This is a genomic window from Tumidithrix elongata BACA0141 (genome assembly GCF_036349135.1).
Classification (GTDB): Bacteria; Cyanobacteriota; Cyanobacteriia; order Pseudanabaenales; family Pseudanabaenaceae; genus Tumidithrix; species Tumidithrix elongata.
In genome coordinates, this window is record NZ_JAZBJZ010000006.1 from 41,243 (window position 1) to 59,158 (window position 17,916).

Annotated in this window: 13 protein-coding genes; 9 read left to right on the forward strand and 4 right to left on the reverse strand. The window is 45.6% G+C overall.

Features of this window, described 5'->3' with window-relative positions; genetic code table 11:
* Nucleotides 1-29: 29 nt before the first annotated feature.
* The 5 genes from V2H45_RS02770 (at nucleotide 30) to V2H45_RS02790 (ending at nucleotide 9,829) form a co-directional block, all read left to right on the forward strand.
* Nucleotides 30-1,652, forward strand: a complete 1,623-nt coding sequence (locus V2H45_RS02770; RefSeq protein WP_330482085.1) for an efflux RND transporter periplasmic adaptor subunit — start codon at nucleotides 30-32, stop codon at nucleotides 1,650-1,652.
* A complete protein-coding gene (locus V2H45_RS02775) occupies nucleotides 1,652-4,759 on the forward strand; it encodes an efflux RND transporter permease subunit (RefSeq protein WP_330482086.1) in 3,108 nt (1,035 codons plus the stop codon). Before V2H45_RS02770 ends, V2H45_RS02775 begins: the two co-directional genes overlap by 1 nt.
* A 40-nt stretch (nucleotides 4,760-4,799) precedes the next feature.
* A complete protein-coding gene (locus V2H45_RS02780) occupies nucleotides 4,800-7,922 on the forward strand; it encodes an efflux RND transporter permease subunit (protein ID WP_330482087.1) in 3,123 nt (1,040 codons plus the stop codon).
* A 155-nt stretch (nucleotides 7,923-8,077) separates the two neighbouring features.
* Nucleotides 8,078-8,377, forward strand: a complete 300-nt coding sequence (locus tag V2H45_RS02785; protein ID WP_330482088.1) for a hypothetical protein — start codon at nucleotides 8,078-8,080, stop codon at nucleotides 8,375-8,377.
* A gap of 729 nt (nucleotides 8,378-9,106) precedes the next feature.
* Complete coding sequence (locus V2H45_RS02790; RefSeq protein WP_330482131.1) at nucleotides 9,107-9,829, forward strand: manganese efflux pump; 723 nt, start codon at nucleotides 9,107-9,109, stop codon at nucleotides 9,827-9,829.
* A 16-nt stretch (nucleotides 9,830-9,845) separates the two neighbouring features.
* Here the strand turns inward: V2H45_RS02790 and V2H45_RS02795 are convergent, their stop codons facing one another.
* Nucleotides 9,846-10,745, reverse strand: a complete 900-nt coding sequence (locus tag V2H45_RS02795; protein WP_330482089.1) for an undecaprenyl-diphosphate phosphatase — start codon at nucleotides 10,743-10,745, stop codon at nucleotides 9,846-9,848.
* A gap of 361 nt (nucleotides 10,746-11,106) precedes the next feature.
* Between V2H45_RS02795 and V2H45_RS02800 the strand changes: the two genes are divergently transcribed.
* A complete protein-coding gene (locus tag V2H45_RS02800; RefSeq protein WP_330482090.1) occupies nucleotides 11,107-12,393 on the forward strand; it encodes an LCP family protein in 1,287 nt (428 codons plus the stop codon).
* A gap of 172 nt (nucleotides 12,394-12,565) precedes the next feature.
* Here the strand turns inward: V2H45_RS02800 and V2H45_RS02805 are convergent, their stop codons facing one another.
* The gene (locus V2H45_RS02805; RefSeq protein WP_330482091.1) at nucleotides 12,566-12,928 is read right to left on the reverse strand and encodes a hypothetical protein; all 363 of its coding nucleotides are present in this window, start codon (nucleotides 12,926-12,928) and stop codon (nucleotides 12,566-12,568) included.
* 247 nt (nucleotides 12,929-13,175) lie between these two features.
* Nucleotides 13,176-13,613 carry a Spy/CpxP family protein refolding chaperone gene (locus V2H45_RS02810; protein ID WP_330482092.1) on the reverse strand — a complete coding sequence of 146 codons (438 nt, stop codon included), beginning with the start codon at nucleotides 13,611-13,613 and terminating at the stop codon, nucleotides 13,176-13,178.
* 330 nt (nucleotides 13,614-13,943) lie between these two features.
* Here V2H45_RS02810 and aroH point away from each other — a divergent pair, with 330 nt between their 5' ends.
* A complete protein-coding gene (gene aroH / locus V2H45_RS02815; RefSeq protein ID WP_330482093.1) occupies nucleotides 13,944-14,327 on the forward strand; it encodes a chorismate mutase in 384 nt (127 codons plus the stop codon).
* Between the two features lie 304 nt (nucleotides 14,328-14,631).
* On the opposite strand, the gene bchB is transcribed toward aroH, so the two are convergent.
* Complete coding sequence (gene bchB, locus V2H45_RS02820; protein WP_330482094.1) at nucleotides 14,632-16,158, reverse strand: ferredoxin:protochlorophyllide reductase (ATP-dependent) subunit B; 1,527 nt, start codon at nucleotides 16,156-16,158, stop codon at nucleotides 14,632-14,634.
* Nucleotides 16,159-16,384: 226 nt separating this feature from the next.
* Between bchB and V2H45_RS02825 the strand changes: the two genes are divergently transcribed.
* Both V2H45_RS02825 and V2H45_RS02830 read left to right on the forward strand, forming a co-directional pair.
* Nucleotides 16,385-16,927 carry a hypothetical protein gene (locus V2H45_RS02825; RefSeq protein ID WP_330482095.1) on the forward strand — a complete coding sequence of 181 codons (543 nt, stop codon included), beginning with the start codon at nucleotides 16,385-16,387 and terminating at the stop codon, nucleotides 16,925-16,927.
* Nucleotides 16,928-17,141: 214 nt separating this feature from the next.
* Nucleotides 17,142-17,741 carry a hypothetical protein gene (locus V2H45_RS02830; RefSeq protein ID WP_330482096.1) on the forward strand — a complete coding sequence of 200 codons (600 nt, stop codon included), beginning with the start codon at nucleotides 17,142-17,144 and terminating at the stop codon, nucleotides 17,739-17,741.
* Nucleotides 17,742-17,916 lie beyond the last annotated feature (175 nt).

Sequence of the window (17,916 nt, forward strand, 5' to 3'; positions counted from 1 at the left end):
CGCGAACATAGAATGACCTAGGAATTGTTATGAGCGAACATCAATTAGAGATTCCATTGAATTACGAGGAAGTCCTCAATCACTCCTCTCATGGAAATATTCCAAATCAAACATTGGCTCAGGATTCTAGTCAAGAGCTGACTGAGAATGGGTCAAAATTGCGGCCTAAAGTCTCAAAAACAAGACGAATTGGTTTGACCCTTGCAGGTTTATTGTTGTTGGGAATAGTAGGATTCTTTAGCTTTCGAGCACTTACAGCCACTAAATCCGATGATTCTGGTAAGAAAGGCGATCGACAGGGACAAGTTATTCCTGTAGCTGTAGCAACGGTGACGCAAAAAACAGTGCCGATTCAATTGCAGGCGATCGGAAATGTGCAGGCAGGATCGACGGTTTCAGTGACTCCCCAAGCGGGAGGACAGATTACTGGCGTGTATTTCAAAAAAGGGCAGGAAGTCCATAAGGGGGATCTCCTATTCACGATCGATAATCGATCGCAGACAGCTTCAATCCAACAGGCTCAAGGAGTACTGGCAAGAGATCAGGCATCCGTACAACAGGCAAGAGCTACCCTAGCCAAAGATTTAGGATTAGTGCGGCAGGCAGAGGCAACCTTAGCAAAGGATGAAGCGCAGGCGCAACTCGCCCAAGCCCAGAGCAATCGCTATAACGATCTGTACAAGCAAGGGGCGATCAGCCAAGATCAGGCGCAGCAATATGCCACTAGCAATCGCGTTTCCGAAGCGGTACTACAAGGCGATCGCGAAGCCATTACCAATGCCCTAGCCGTTGTCGAAGGTGATAAAGCCGCGATCGCCAATGCCGAGGCATTGCTGGCTACCGATGAGGGAGCCTATCAAAATGTGCAAGTTCAGGCTTCCTATACCCAAATTTATGCTCCGATTGACGGACGGGTGGGCAACATTCTCGTGACCGAGGGTAATGTCGTACAGGCGAATAGTAGCAATCCGCTCGTCACGATCGCCCAGATTAATCCAATTCAAGTTTCCTTTGCCATCCCTGAAGCGAATCTGCCAGAAATTCAAAAGCGGATGCAGAATGGCAAGCTCAATGTCGATGTCACCTTCGCTGGGAATACTCGCCCGATTTCGGGAACCCTGACCTTCATCAACAATACCGTCGATAACACCACAGGGACGATTCAACTAATTGGAGATTTTAATAACGCCGAAGGGAAGTTGTTCCCCGGTCAGTTTGTGAATACGACGCTGACGCTAACCCAAGAACCGAATGCGATCGTGGTTCCCGCTCAGGCTGTACAGAATGGGGCAAACGGACAATTCGTATTTGTGGTAAATCCTGACGATAGTACGGTAACCAATGTGCCAGTGGTTGCTACTGCTACCATTGATGGTCTAGATGTGATTCAAAAGGGACTCAAACCAGGCGATCAAGTCGTTACGGATGGGCAGGCAAATCTGGTTACGGGCAGTAAGGTACGGGTGAAAGCGGCTCCTGACAATACGGCTGGAGATCGTTCTACAGGAGACAATGGGGTCACCAAGCCAGCCACAGATCCGACCAAGACAGGTAAACCTCGGAAACCACGTTCGGGGAACTCTAATACAAGTCAATCTGGCAACAATCAATCTGGCACGAGTCAATCTGGAAAACCCGTGGGAGGACAGTAATGAACCTCTCAGAAATATTTATTCGTCGCCCAATCATGACCACATTGGTGATGGCGGGTATTTTGATCTTCGGATGGATGAGCTATCAGTCCTTGCCGATCAGCGATTTGCCAAGTGTGGACTATCCTACGATTCAGGTGACGGCAGGCAGACCAGGAGCTAGCCCCGAAACGATGGCAGCATCAGTAACGCGCCCCCTAGAGAAGCAGTTTTCTAGTATTGCGGGACTGGATTCGCTCAGCTCCACGACGACCTTGGGAAAGACTCAAATCGCGCTGCAATTTAACCTCAGCCGCAGTATTGACGATGCTGCTCAAGATGTACAAGCTGCGATCGCGGCATCCTCAGGACAGCTTGCCAACGATCTACCCAATCCGCCCACCTATAGCAAGGTCAACCCCGCCGATCAGCCGATTCTCTATCTCTACCTCTATTCTCCCACCCTACCTCTATCTCAGGTAGATAATTATGCCGAAACCTACCTAGCCCAAAAGCTATCGACGATTTCAGGTGTAGCGCAGGTGAGCGTTTACGGTTCGCAAAAATATGCGGCAAGAATTCAACTAAATCCGCAACTTTTAGCAAGTCAAGAAATCGGCATCGATCAGGTACAGACTGCAATTCAGCAGGGCAATGTCAACTTGCCAACGGGAAGTCTTTCGGGCGAACATAAGAACTTTACGGTGCAAACGAACGGCCAACTTCAGGATGCCGCTGCCTATCGCAAGTTAATTGTGGCATATAAGAATGGCACACCCGTTTATCTAGAACAATTGGGGAAAATAATTGACAGTGTAGAGAATGATAAGGTCGCGAGTTGGTATAACAATACTCGCGCCATTATTCTGACGATTCAGCGCCAGCCAGGCACGAATACGGTGCAGGTGGTCGATACGATTCAGAAATTGCTGCCAAAATTGCGCGAACAGATTCCTAATTCCGTGCAGATTGGCGTCCTTTACGATGCCTCCCAGTCGATTCGCGCCTCAGTGGATGACGTGCGGTTTACCTTGGTCTTAACGATCGCTTTAGTCGTTCTCGTCATCTTTCTGTTTTTACGGAATCTATCTGCCACTGTCATCCCCAGCTTGGCTTTGCCCGTGTCGCTGATCGGCACATTCGCGGTGATGCACCAGTTGGATTTTTCCCTCGATAACCTGTCCCTGATGGCATTGACCCTATCGGTGGGTTTCGTGGTGGATGATGCGATCGTCATGCTGGAAAACATCGTGCGGCACATGGAAATGGGCGAACGACCGATGGAAGCGGCGCTAAATGGCTCGAGAGAAATCGGTTTTACGATTCTATCCATGACGCTCTCCTTGGTGGCTGTGTTTATTCCCATGTTGTTTATGAACGAACTCTTGGGAAGGCTATTCCATGAATTCGCGGTGACGATCGCGGTTTCCATTCTGGTTTCAGGCTTTGTCTCGCTCAGCTTGACCCCGATGTTATGCAGTCGTTTCCTGCGTCCCGTCCATCATGCGCGTCAAAGTCGCCTCTATCGAGCCACTGAGGTCATGTTCGATCGCTTTCTCAACCTCTACGATCGCACCCTGAAAATCGTGTTGAAGTATCATCGCACCACGATGATTCTCTCGTTTGTGCTGCTAGCGGTGACAATCGGGCTGTTTGCCGCAGTACCTAAGGGCTTCATTCCCAGTGAAGATAAGGGGCAAATTATCGGAACGACGCAGGGAGCCCAAGATGTCTCCTTTGATGCTTTGGTAACGCACCAACGAGAAGTTGCCGCTCTAATTCGTCAAGACCCCAATGTCGAGGCGGTAAACTCCAATATTGGCGCTAATGCCAGTGGTGGTGGGGCAACAAATGCCAGCAATTCTGGTAGCTTATTCATTCTTTTAAAGGAGCGATCGCAGCGATCGTTAAGTGCCGATGAGATTATTCAAGAGTTACGTCCCAAACTTGCGACAATTCCTGGCATTCAAGTCTTCTTACAAAATCCGCCTGCAATTCCGATTGGAACCTCGCAAACTACGGGACTCTATCAATTAGAGCTCCAGAATTCTGACGTACAGCCTTTGCAGCAGTACGTTCCCCAACTGGTAGAAAAGCTGAGAGCGCTTCCCCTACTCCAAGATGTGAATAGCGATTTGCAGATGACGGCTCAAGTCCAAGTCAACATCGATCGCGACAAAGCCTCAACCCACGGCATCACAGCCCAACAAATCGAAAATGCGCTTAGAAGCGCCTATGGAGCCTATCAGGTATCCACGATCTATGCTGCCACCAACGAGTACCAAGTCATCCTCGAACTGGAACCGCAGTTTCAGCAGGATATCAATGCCTTGCTGTCGCTTTACATCACCTCTACCAATGGTACAGTTGTACCGCTCAAAACCTTTGCTACTATCTCCCAAGGGATTGCGCCTCTGATGGTCAACCATGCGGGAAGGATGAATGCTGCCACGATCTCTTACAATTTAGCACCCGGCGTAGCCTTGGGAACGGCGAATCAACAGATCGAACAATTAATTCGCGATACGATTCCAGAGAGTATCAGTACTAGTTTTAAGGGTGCGAGTGAGGTATTTCAGAGTTCGTTACCGAGTTTATTAATTCTGCTCGCGATCGCAATTCTGGTAATCTATCTAATTCTGGGAATCCTCTATGAGGATTTTATCCACCCGATTACGATTCTGTCAGGCTTGCCCTCAGCGGGTTTTGGCGCGTTGCTGACGCTGATCATATTCCAAGTCGAACTCAATGTTTACTCGTTTATTGGGATTATTCTGCTCGTGGGTATCGTCAAGAAAAACGGAATTATGATGGTGGACTTTGCGATCGAAGCACAGCGAACTCAATCCCTAAAACCCGCAGCAGCAATTTATCAAGCCTGTTTGGTGCGATTTCGCCCAATCATGATGACGACGATGGCAGCACTGATGGGAACCCTACCGATCGCGATCGGGTTTGGTGCGGGTTCTGAAACTCGCCGACCTTTAGGTATTGCCGTCGTAGGTGGATTGGTGTTCTCGCAAATCCTAACCCTGTACCTAACACCCGTTTTCTATATCTATATGGAATCATGGCGCAAAAAGCTTAAAGGATTTAGTTTGCAGCGTCTTTTTGTAGAGCGGGTTTAAAAGGAATACCGAGAAAGAAAAAGAGACGGACAGAAAAAACATGAATCTTTCCAAGCTATTTATCAACCGTCCAGTCATGACAACGCTGGTAATGATTGGAATCCTCATCTTTGGATTGATGAGTTACGTCCTGTTGCCGATCAGCGCTCTACCCAATGTCGAATATCCCTTTATCAGCGTCTCTGCCAGTCTCCCCGGGGGCACGCCCGAAACAATGGCATCGGCGGTGGCTGCGCCCCTCGAACGGCAGTTTACCGAAATTGCAGGACTGAACTCCTTTAACTCGACTAGTTCTACGGGCAGTACCAATATCTCCTTACAATTTGACTTCAGTCGTAGCGTTGCCTCCGCTGCCAAGGACGTCCAGTCTGCGATCTCTGCCGCAGCGGGACAGCTACCAGCGGATATGCCCAAGCCCCCTACTTATCGCAAGGTCAATCCATCTGTTTCTCCAGTTCTCTATCTCTACCTCTATTCCGAAACCTTGCCGATTTCCGAAGTGGATGAGAATGCCGAGATTACGATCGCCCAGCCAATTTCCGCCATCAATGGTGTAGCTCAGGTGCAGGTCTATGGACAAAAACAATATGCCGTCCGCGTCCAGCTCGATCCGCGTGAAGTCACCACAAGGGGAATTGGACTCGATCAGATCAAGACGGCGATTCAGCAAGGGAATGTTAACTTACCCACGGGGAGCTTGTCTGGCAAGGATAAAAGCTATCTCATTCAGGCAAACGGTCAACTCAATGATGCCGCTGCCTATGGTGAATTAATTGTCAGCTATAAAAATGGTGTGCCCGTGCGGCTGCGGGATCTAGGTGACGTGATCGACAGCATTCAAAACAACAAGGTCTCGAATCTTTTTAGCGATCGCAATGTTTCCAATCAACCCTCGATCGTTTTAGCAATTCAGCCCCAACCCGGAGCGAATACGGTCAAGATTGTCGATGCTGTCAAAGCCATGCTTCCGACATTACAGGCACAAATCCCCCAATCGATTGAGATGGGCATTCTCTACGATCGCTCGATCACAGTCCGCGCTGCAATTCAGGATGTGCAGTTCACGCTAATTCTGTCGATCGCTTTGGTGGTGATGGTGATCTTCCTGTTTTTGCGAGATATCCCTGCCACGATGATTCCCAGTATGGCTTTGCCGATCGCGATTATTGGTACGTTCGCCGCTATGTACCTCTTGGGATATTCCCTAGACAACCTCTCGTTGATGGCATTGACCCTTTCGGTGGGATTTGTGGTGGATGATGCGATCGTTGTACTAGAGAACATCGTGCGCCATCGCGAAATGGGCGAATCGCCGATGGAAGCAGCGTTAAAAGGTTCGCAAGAAGTCAGTTTCACGATTTTATCGATGACGCTTTCTTTAGTTGCCGTATTTATTCCAATCATTTTTATGGGCGGACTGATTGGGAAGCTATTCCATGAGTTTGCGATTACGATTAGTATTGCCATTCTCGTGTCGGGGTTTGTCTCTCTCAGTCTCACTCCCATGCTCTGTAGTCGCTTCCTCAAATCTCCCCACCATCAGCAAAACCGTTTCTCCAATTTTTTAGAGAGGGGCTTTGACGGTTTATTAAGGATCTATGAATGGACGCTCAAGCCTGTCTTGAAGCATCATCGCATCACCATGATTTGTTCCTTCCTGCTGCTACTCCTCACCTTCTATGCTTTCACTCTAGTTTCCAAAGGATTTATTCCCACAGAAGATACTGGGCAACTGATGGCAAACACCAAAGCCGCCCAAGACATCTCGTTTGACGATATGTTAAAGCATCAACAAGAAGTCGTCGATATTATTCGCAAAGATCCCAACATCGATGCCCTCAACTCGACTGTCGGTGCATCAGGCCCCAATGCCTCCGTCAATAGTGGGCGAATTACAATTCGGTTAAAGCCTCGCAACCAAAGACCGCTCAGTGCCGATGAAGTAATTCAGGAACTAACGCCAAAGTTACGCCGCGTTACTGGTCTTCAGACATTTTTGCGATCGCCTCCAGCAATTCCCATTGGTGGACAACAAACCAATTCCACCTACCAATTTACCCTGCAAAGCCTTAACTTACAGGATTTGCGGGATGCCGTTCCTCGCATGATCGATAAGGTCAAAACCCTACCTGGGTTGCGGGGGGTCGATAGCGATCTGCAACTCAGAACGCCTCAAATAGAAGTACAGGTGAACCATGACAAAGCGGCTCTCCTTGGTATTACCGCTGCCCAAATCGGGAAAACCCTTGGGAATGCCTATGGTTCCAGCCAAGTTTCCACAATTTATACACCCAACAACCAGTACTACGTCATTTTAGAGCTGAAGCCAGAGTTCCAACGCGATCCGACGGCACTATCGATGGTTTACGTGCGGGCTAGCAATGGTAAAGCGATTCCCTTGAGCACGATCGCTACGATTAAGCAGGGTGTGGGGCCGCTCACCGTTAACCACTTGGCGCAACTACCTTCAGCCACGATTTCCTTTGATACGCAGCTAGGCACATCTTTGAGCGAAGCCACCGCAGCCATTAAACAGGTCGCACAGGAGGTTTTACCAGACACTGTGACAGCGAGCTTTCAGGGTTCGGCGCAGGTGTTTAGCAGTTCTTTTAACGATTTGGGCTGGCTGTTGGTCGTCTCTATTATCGTAATTTACCTGATCCTAGGAATTCTTTATGAGGATTTCATTCATCCACTCACAATTCTATCGGGTCTGCCTTCGGCAGGTTTTGGGGCATTGCTGACGCTGTGGGTGTTTCAGGTAGAGCTGAACCTCTATTCCTTCATCGGAATCATTCTATTGGTGGGCATTGTCAAGAAAAACGGGATTATGTTGGTGGACTTTGCGATCGAGGCGCAGCGCAAGGAAAATAAGAGTCCTAGGGATGCGATTTATGCTGCCTGTATCGTGCGGTTTCGTCCAATTATGATGACGACGATGGCAGCCTTGATTGGCACATTACCGATCGCCCTAGGCACTGGCACAGGTTCGGAAGCCCGTCGTCCTTTGGGAATTGCGATCGTGGGTGGACTGGTGTTCTCGCAAATCTTGACCCTTTATCTTACGCCTGTGTTTTATACCTATATGGAAGCATGGAGAAAGAAACTCGGTCACCCTAAAACGAAAATACGCCATATTTTCTTTCCACAAAAAGAAGTTTAATAGCTTGACCTTTTACGATCTACCTAACGATTGTCAATGATTCAAGGATCTCGGTACAAAGATCTTTGCTATTTTCTCAATGAACCATTTTTGATGGCAAGTAGTCTTAACCGATGACTGCAATTTCAATATTTCTATACGAGGAATAAATCATCATGAATGTAAAATCAATTGTTGCCTCAGGAATTTCGGGATTATTGTTAGGCATGGTAGCCATGCCTTTAGCGAGCCGTGCAATGCCTACGGAAACATCTACTGCTACAGAGCCTACAACGGTTTTAGTTGCCGCTGAACGACACCCCAATATGGTTGCTGCTAGGCGTAAACTCGAAGCGGCTCGTGAAGATCTAAGAAGGGCTGCTCACGATTACAATGGTAAACGTGTCGAAGCAATTCAACTGATCGATCGAGCGATTCAAGCCATTAATGAAGGTATTGCTCAGGATAACCACTAACACTGGATAACCTTTAGATTTCAGTCTTAGCAAAATGATTTTGCGCTGAAAATCGAAGTTGTATATTCGGTCGCTCAAGAAATCATTTGCTGTGTGACATTCCTTGATGTCTTCTTGGGATTCTTACAAATTTAATTTGATAGATGATATTGTTACGATCCATGCAGCATGGTATCTCTAGATTTGAAGTTGCATAACTTACTTTTGTAAGAATCCTTAAACCCCAGCGTAAGGTGAGACTTGATAGAGCACAGTTCTAACGACTATTTTTTGCTCTGTTTTTTATGACTTTTTTCCCTATTCAATCTCTTATGGGGTTTGATAATTTTAGTAGGAGCGGAAAACGCCCTTTTCACGACTCTTACGCAGCCACCCAAGTTTCCCCCTTGGGTGCTTTCTCCTATTCAATAGAAGTACATCCTTAAACTATTTGCAAATCGCTTGGTGAGAAAGACTGGGCGACGATCAAAGGAGTCTATCAATCCTTCATCTGAATATAATGTATGCAGTCGTATCTGCACGAGATGGCTTGAGCAGATATCGATTAACCTCAAACATTTGGCTCGATCGCCTAGTTCGCATAGCCAGGTGATTTTTTGTGTTTGGTGATGCGATCTTCCATTATATTTAGCGCTCAAATTCCAATGCGATCGCCCCTTGACATCTTCTAGTCAATCTTAGGGTACATTAAGCAAAGTGTGTAAATCACTCAATTCATGCTCATAACCTATTCACCAAGGAAGATCCTCTTTTTCTGAAGATACTGAATATCACCACATGATTATCGATAAATTCCTGCTAATACTGCTTTTGGCGATCGCGGCAAATTTAGATAACCTTGGTGTTGGAATTGCCTACGGATTGCGCCAACGTTATTTTCCCGTTCTTTCTAATCTAGTCATTGCGCTAATTTCTGCGGGACTCACACTTTTATCCATGATACTCGGACAATGGCTAGAGCGCATTTTGCCTATACAGGTGGCAAACACTTTAGGCGCATTGATTATCATTGGGGTTGGTATTTGGGTATGTTGGGAGCCTTTGCTCCTCCCCAGTTATCTCAGACTGAGAAACTTCTTGCGAGGAAAGATCTCCCGACAAACAAAGGTCCAAAGTAGACATCACCAAAATGTAGCAAACCAACCAACAGGAGTAAACCAAAATACTGCAACCTATAATTATTTGATAGCTTGGTATCCCGTTCAAAGAAACGAAACGATTCTTTTAAGTATTTCTCTTTCCCTCAATGCGATCGCAGGGGGAATTGGCGCAAGCCTATCTGGATACAACGCTCTCCTTACCTCTGGAGCTATTGGTATATTTAGTTACGTTACGATTGCGATCGGGCAAAAACTATCGCGAAAATATTTCAGTTCGCTGTTAGGAACGCTGTCACAACAGATAGCTGGTTTAGTTTTGATCGCGATCGGTATTTACGAACTCTTCCTTTAACATCCGCAAACGTTATCTAGTTATTGAGCCAGCCCAAAGCCACAAAGCTTAGAAGCATTAGTCCAAAAAGCAAGCGATACCAAACAAAAAACCATGTGCTGTGCTTTTCTAAATAGCGCAAAAGTCCAAAAATTGCCAGAAAGGCTGAAATGCTAGCAGAAGTTAAGCCCAGCAAGAGAATTCCCCATCCATGAAGATCTAAACCAGCCTTGAAAAGTGTCGCGATTTCTAACACCCCTGCAAGAATAATTGCAGGTAAACCTAATAGAAAAGAGAATTTCGCCGCAGTTTCGCGTTCCATTCCTAATAATAGGCTTGCTGTAATTGTAGAACCAGATCTTGACACCCCAGGCACCAACGCAAATGCTTGGGCAATGCCTACTAAAACTCCATCAAGTAATGTAAGCTTCCTGAAATTCCTTTGCCTTTTCCCCCATTTCTCTGCCCCCGCAAGTAGCAAAGACATTACGATTGATGCTACACCAATCACCACTAAACTTCGCAAAGGTGAATTACAGGAATCCAAGGTTTTTTTGAGGAGTAACCCAGCCAGACTAATTGGAATCGTACCTACAATCAGTCCTAATACTAGACGAAACGATCTGGAACTGTAGTCTCTTTTGATTACGGCACGAAAAGAACTGCCCAAGAGTCGAACGATATCTTGCCAAAAGTAGACAAGCACTGCGGTTAAACTTGCTAGCTGCATTGCAGCAGAGAATGCTGAGCCAGGGTCTGGCAATCTTAGCAGGCTGGGTACGACTCGTAAATGTGCTGTACTGCTAATCGGTAAAAGTTCAGTGATGCCCTGAACTACTCCGAGAAAAATAATACTCAACCAATCGAGGTTGACAAAATCTAGATTAACAGCATTATTATCAGTGCAAGCAGCAGCTATCCAAAAAGAATGAAGCATATATGGTCATCAGACGTATTCGCTTAATAATAGGGGAAAGTTGGTTCGATGGTTTGCTAAGTAAGATTCTCAGTTTGATCGAACTATAGTTATTCAAAGCTTCACTAGCACTAACAAATAGTGCTAGAAATAATTTTAGAAATAAGCTTCATTTTATAAAGGCAATAAGTATAATCTACTAGAGATATTTGTGATTCAGTCTTTATATTGATTCCAAAAACGCTAGAAAATAAAATGTGAGTGATAATTGATGGAGAATAAGGAAAAGAATCAGAAGATATCTAGTCATCCAAAGCGTAAAAATCTCGTACGACAACCATTTTTTTTTATAGGCATTGCACTAGTATCTCTATGTTGCGGCATGGGATTTAGAGCAATACTTTCTCTGACTCCATTCAGACAGCATTCTTCCTCTACACATCTACCCAATAGCCAACAAAGCCTCACCGATATTCTGCCAGCAACTTTAACGCATCCTGTGAATCTTCTGATTCTAGGCATTGATAACGATGATGACTCGAAGAATCCACAATTAAGTACCGACACTACCTCTGAGCAAGCTTTCCTCAGTCCCAGCGACACCCTACTTCTCGTCAGATTTTTGCCAGAAAGCGCGCAGCTTCACGTTCTATCGATTCCACGAGATACGCTCGTGCAGCTTCCCGGCAGAAGTGTCGCAAAAATAGGGCAAGCTAATGTCCAAGGAGGAGCATTACTGGCAGCCCAAACTGTAAGTCACGATCTAGGTGCGGTTCTTCAGATCGATCGCTATATCCGCATCAGCCGCAATGGATTAATGAAGTTGGTCGATGTTTTAGGTGGAATAGAAGTAGATATTCCCAAGAAAATGGACTATAACGATGACTCCCAACATTTGTATATCCACTTTAAACCAGGGAAACAAAAGCTGGACGGTCGGCATTTGCAAATGTACGTTCGCTTTCGCCATGACGAGTTAGGGGATATTGGGCGCGTGCAGCGACAGCAAGAAGTGATCAAGACAATCCTTCAAACCATGACCAAGCCTGAAAACATTTCAAAGTTGCCCGACATTTTGCAAATTGCTCAACAAAATATTGACACCGATCTATCTTTGGATGAAATGCTGGCACTTCTCAGAACTGCATTGACTAGCGATCGCAATAAAAATAAGTTTCTGATGCTACCCGGTAGATTTAGCAGTAAGAACGAATATTCTTTGAGCTATTGGATTGAAGACCGTCAGGCAGGATCTAAGATCCTAGCCCAATATTTCAACGCTTCTGAGCATACGGAAACGAGTCAAAATGCTTCTGGTTACAGGGAAGCAAGTCACAATGGCAGTCCGATTTCCGTAAATCAGTTAAATATTGCCGTTGCCAATGCCACCAAACATCCAGAAGTTGCGAAACTTGCGGTAATTTTCTTAAAGAAGCAGGGATTTGGCAATGTTTACATTACCGATCATGAAACCTATTTCAGATCTGAAACCGCTGGTAAAACCCAGATTATTGCCCAACGAGGTAATACCGAAGCTGCGGATTTGGTCAAAAACTTAATTACTGTAGGGGAGATACAGGTTGCGGCAACTGGAGATATCTATTCAGATGTTACGATCGTGGTCGATGATGATTTTGCTTCTAAACTGAACGCACAACAAGGGAATTGAGTTTAATCCGAAAGCATCTAGAGCTAAAATGCGTAAATGTATCCACGCCTTCATCCTCGCATCACGGGCGACAGAAAATTCCTGCATGGATACACCCACCAAGCGATCGCAAAATCCCCAATCGCGCGCAGCATCTAGAGGATTATAGCGATCGTGGAACGAAACACGACGGCTATCGTGGCAGTGAAAGCACGACGCCTAGCAAAGGTCTGTGCCCTTCATACCTGCGAGCCTCTTCTCTTCTACGAGCTTCTTCACGGCGAGCTACTTCCCTCCGATATTCTTCTCGGCGAAGTTCTTCCCTACGGGCTTGTTCTCTACGAAGTTCTTCTCTCCGATATTCTTCTCTACGAAGTACTTCCCTGCGATCTGTGCTTCTAAAGGATTGGTTGCGGTCTGTGTCTCTATAGACTTGGCTGTGCTGTTGGGTATTTCCACGATAGGAGTTCTCATCTGCTGAGGCAGCATTGGGATTATACGCAAGAACAGCACCGATCAGCGTAGTTCCGAGTAAAACAATGGGTATAACTTTCATGGCATGAACCTATAGATAGTTGATACTGTCTACATTTCAGACACCTCTAACTATCTAAAAGCTTCATTCTCTCCTATGATTTTGCCAAAATTTGAGATTTAATGAAGTTGAGATTGAGACGGCTTTAACTTTTTCCTGCCACCTATAGCAGAAATCAGTTTCTGTATCTCTTCCTAATTCGATTGGCGATCGCTTACAATATCCTTTGGGATTCGCACCATGCAAGGATACGAATCCCCAAAAGAGATTACTTACGGTGGTGTTCGGCTCTCATTTGTGCGAGTTGAGCCTTTTGCTCGGGTGTCAAAATCGCCAGACCTTGTTCTTTAGAACTCTTGCGAATGTCACGGATTTTCTGCTTTTGTTCAGTTGTGAGATTTAGCGATTTCCATGCCCCCTTGCGATCGCCTGATTGAATTGCCGCAGCAAGTTTAGCGCGTTGATCGTCGGTCAAAACAGCTTGAACCTGCTGTTTGGTGTTTTCATGCAACGTCTTGAGCTGTTGTTTTTGAGCGTCAGTGAGGTTGAGTTGTTTCCATCCACCACCTCGGTGATGTTGCTGCGTTGTAGTCTGAGAGCTAGGTGTGGAAGAAGATTGAGCCGCAACAATACTAGGAATGGCCACTGCCCCTAGCGTTACGGATAAAACTGCGATCGCCAAACCCCGATTTAGATTACGAAACATAGTGTAAATTCCTTTTGGAACATGTGTGAGTGCTTACCTTTGTTTAGACAGAAGCAGGCGATCGAAAGGTTCATTTTTTTGCAACTTCTTCAAATCCTGTCTGGGCTACTCAGATCGCACCTGCGTTCATTCAAAGAACCAAGAAAAATATAGGGGATTGCCCCTAACCAAATTGTGCTTGAATTTTTGACAGGCTGCTTAAGCGTCAACTTTCGTTCAGGAATTAGAAAAAATATCTACAAAATGCATGTAGCGATCGCATTAAGTGCTAGACCAAATATAATGATCGAGGTCGATCGTGGTCATTTGAGTTAGGAATGGTGTAAGAACGTGGGTTGGCGAGTGCGTGGTGTTCGTGGTGCCACAACAGTGGAAGACAATACGATGGCATCGGTACAGAAAGCTGTACTTGAGCTAATGACAGCGATCGAAGTTCATAACAAACTCGATCCGCATGAGATCGTCAGTGCAACTTTTTCAGTTACGCCTGATATTGACGTGGTGTTTCCTGCCCAGATCGCGCGATCTCGCCCCAATTGGGAGCATGTACCCCTGCTTGACGTACAGCAAATGGTTGTAAAAGGTGGTCTGCCACGCTGTATTCGCGTACTTTTGCATATCAACACGACCCAAGAGCAAGACGAGATTCAGCATGTTTATTTAAATGGGGCAAGAAATTTACGCCCGGATTTAAACTGCGCTGAGTTGAAATAGCAAATCGATCGCTCATAACTAACTTTGCCCCAGATGAGGGGCAGCATAGGGAAATTACCTTTAAATTAGTGATCGAGAGTCGAATTTCATTTTGTAAATTCAAGCATTTGGCTTTTGACCCAATCGAAAGCCAAATGCTTGATAATCATTCTCATAAAATGACGTGCCGATCTTAAAATTTCATAAATTCGCGAACAAAGATAAACTGCCTATCTACGATCGCTCATATAGCATCTTCCAAGATTAAAGCCCCCTGATTCCCGAGTTGAGAATGAGAGGGCTAAAAAACAGTCCAGCCTAGAATTTAAGCTCCGACGGATTCTTTCGCGGCATAAAACACTTCGAGGGTGATTTCGCTGATGTTGCGATCGCGGGCGAACTTCTCAGTATTTCGCTTGACCTTACCGCGCACAAACCCAGGAATCTGTTGTAATGTCGCCTTAGCTTCCTTACTCCAGTTCATATCCGAGTCAGCAGAGATGCCCTTGGTGATGACCTCTTTGGTGTCGTGGCCGCCAAAGATTTCGAGGAGGTGATCTTCCATTCCCAGCGTAAAGGAGTTATAGACCAAATCGCAAATTTGATTTGTGCCTTCATAACCTAAGAAAGGCTTGTAACCAATCGGGAAGTTTTGAATGTGAACGGGAGCCGCAATAACACCGCAGGGAATATCCAAGCGTTTGCCAACATGGCGTTCCATTTGGGTTCCAAAGATTGCCGAAGGTTCGACCCGGGCGATCGCATCGCCAATCAAGCCATGATCTTCGGTAATGATCACTTCATCGCAATATTCGCTGACTTCATCGCGGAACCAATCAGCATCATTTTTACAGTAAGTGCCAGCCCAAACTACTTTGATGCCCATCTCTTTGGCAAGAATCTTGGTCATGGCAGCGGCATGGGTACTGTCACCAAACACAACCGCTTTCTTGCCTGTGAGGTTTTGGCAGTCGATCGAGCGCGAGAACCAAGCTGCCTCAGAAACATAGAGAGTTTGTTGATTGATATATTCTTCGTAATTCACATTCGCACCCTGAGCGTTGAGCGCTTGTTGAATCTTGCGAATACAACGTGCTGTCTCTACAACGCCCATAGGCGTAATGTCAACATAGGGAGTCCCAAACTCGGCTTCTAGATATTGAGCTGCTAGGATGCCCTGTTCGCGATAGGGAACTAAGTTAAACCAAGCTTTAGGTAAGTTCTTGAGTTCGTGTACCGAAGCCCCATCAGGAATGACTTGATTGACTTCAATTCCTAAATCTGCCATCAAGCGTTTCAGTTCCGTACAATCGTGATGATTGTGGAAGCCTAAGGTGGAAATTCCAATAATATTTACAGAGGGCTTTGCGGTTTTACCTTCTGGCAGATCGCCTTTCTTGCGAGCTTTCTCAATGTAAAACTTGACAATTTGCTCTAGGGTGCGATCGGCAGCTTGCAATTCATTGACGCGATAGTGATTGACATCCGCCAACATCACATCCCCTGTAGAACTCATCTGAGCTTGCTCGACAAAGTTATTGAGGTCTTCTTGCAAAATACTTGACGTGCAGGTGGGGGTTAAAACGATCAGGTCAGGGGTTTCTTCTCGATCTTTGCGGGTGATATTGTCAATTACTTTTTCCCCCGATCCTCTTGCCAGTACGTGGCGATCGACCACGCTAGTGGTTACAGGGGTAAAATTACGCTCTCTTTCTAGCATGGAGCGCATGACATTGAAATAGTCATCTCCTAGAGGGGCGTGCATAATGGCATGAACATTCTTAAACGAACTGGCGACGCGCAGTGTACCGATGTGGGCTGGCCCTGCATACATCCAATAAGCCAATTTCATATTTGTCTACTCTTGTTTAATCGCTAGATTCTCTGAGTTTTAAGCCTAATAGGCATTTGAGCTGGTGTGCTGACTCGCGCAATTATTCTTTACTGTTTATCGCATGTTTCTAAAATATATATGACGAATTTCTCAGGATTTGTAATAAATTGTTAGCCGTTAACTTTAAGTCAGTAATCAGTAATATGTATGGGTCACTTAAATTTAAACTGCTTGTCTAAACTCAATGCCAAAATATTTAATTCAAAGGGCTGCGCTACCTTTAGTTGCATTGCTAATGTTGGCGAGTGGTTGTCAACCTTCAACCCCACCCCCAGTGGCTTCACCTTCCGCATCCACCCCTGCTGCTAGACCTGCAACCTCACCTTCTGCTTCTCCCACAACAACTGCGTCAGGAACCTTTACGACTCAATCGCTTGCAGGTGAGTATACTTTGATGGTTGGTGATACTGCTAAAAAAGCAATGGAAAAAAATGGGCTTAATGAATTTAAGGGAAAAATCGTCCTGAATTCTGACGGCACTTTTGAAGCAATGGTTAAGATTTCTGGCACAGATCCTAAAGAAACAAAACCCACAACGAGTGAAATCAAAGCCAAAGGTGACTTTAAAGTAGAAGCAAATATTGTGGTTCTTACTGGAAAATCTCGGATGGTCGATGGCAAAGAAGACAAACCCTCCCCTCCCGCTAAGTACGCAATTTCTGCTGACGGCAAAGTGCTAAAACCTGATGCTAACGATCAATTAGAGATTTCTTTTGTTAAGAAATAATTGTTAATTGCTTCTCAGCTTCTTGACTTTCTTGCGATCGAGACATTTCTTTGGAATGAAAATTAAATGACATCCAATTTGTAGCCGATCTGCTTGCATAAGTATTCTTCATGGTTTCGATACTACCTGTTGGCATTTGTGATGAATTGTGAATCGCCAACTAAGTCAGTAATATGTAAAGGTCACTTAATATTTAAACCGCTTGTCTAACTCGATGCCAAAATATTTAATCCAAAAGGCTGCGTTACCTGTTGTGGCGTTGCTAATGCTTGTAAGCGCTTGTCAACCTACGACAACTCCAGTAGCATCGCCTCCAGCAACTACTTCTCCTAGTGCTTCGGCTTCACCCTCTACTTCCCCTAGTGCTTCACCCTCTACTTCCCCTAGTGCTTCGGCTTCACCCTCTACTTCATCAGGAACCTTTACAGCTCAATCTCTTGCGGGTGAATATACCTTGGTTGTAAGTGACAACTCAAAGGCAGAAATGGAGAAATCGGGTATTAAAAAGTTTGAGGGCAAGATCGTTCTGAAGGCTGACGGTACTTTTGAAGGGCAACTAATGATTGCTGGTACACCTCCTGCCGATCCCAAGGAGCCCACACCAGCTACACCACCAGCACCTAAGAGCAGCGAACTCAAAGCCACTGGGGAGTTTAAAGTAGAAGGAAATATGGCACTTTTAACCACCAAATCAGCAATGGCAGATGGCAAAGAAGAAAAGGCGTCTCCTAATGTAGACAAGTACACGATTTCTGCTGATGGTAAGGAGTTAAAACCTGAAGCTCAAACAGGAATTTCTTTTGTCAAGAAATAATCAAGATGCCTTGACTCTGAGTCTTTGTAGCATTGCGATCGCGTTCTAAAGAGGCTCGTTCATTCCTGTAGTCTGGCTATCCCTTTCAACAAAATCCCCCAGAGAACTAAAGATTTGGGTTGTTTTTTAGAACTAAAAGGGATAGCTTGACTTATGAACTTAAATTTCATATTCG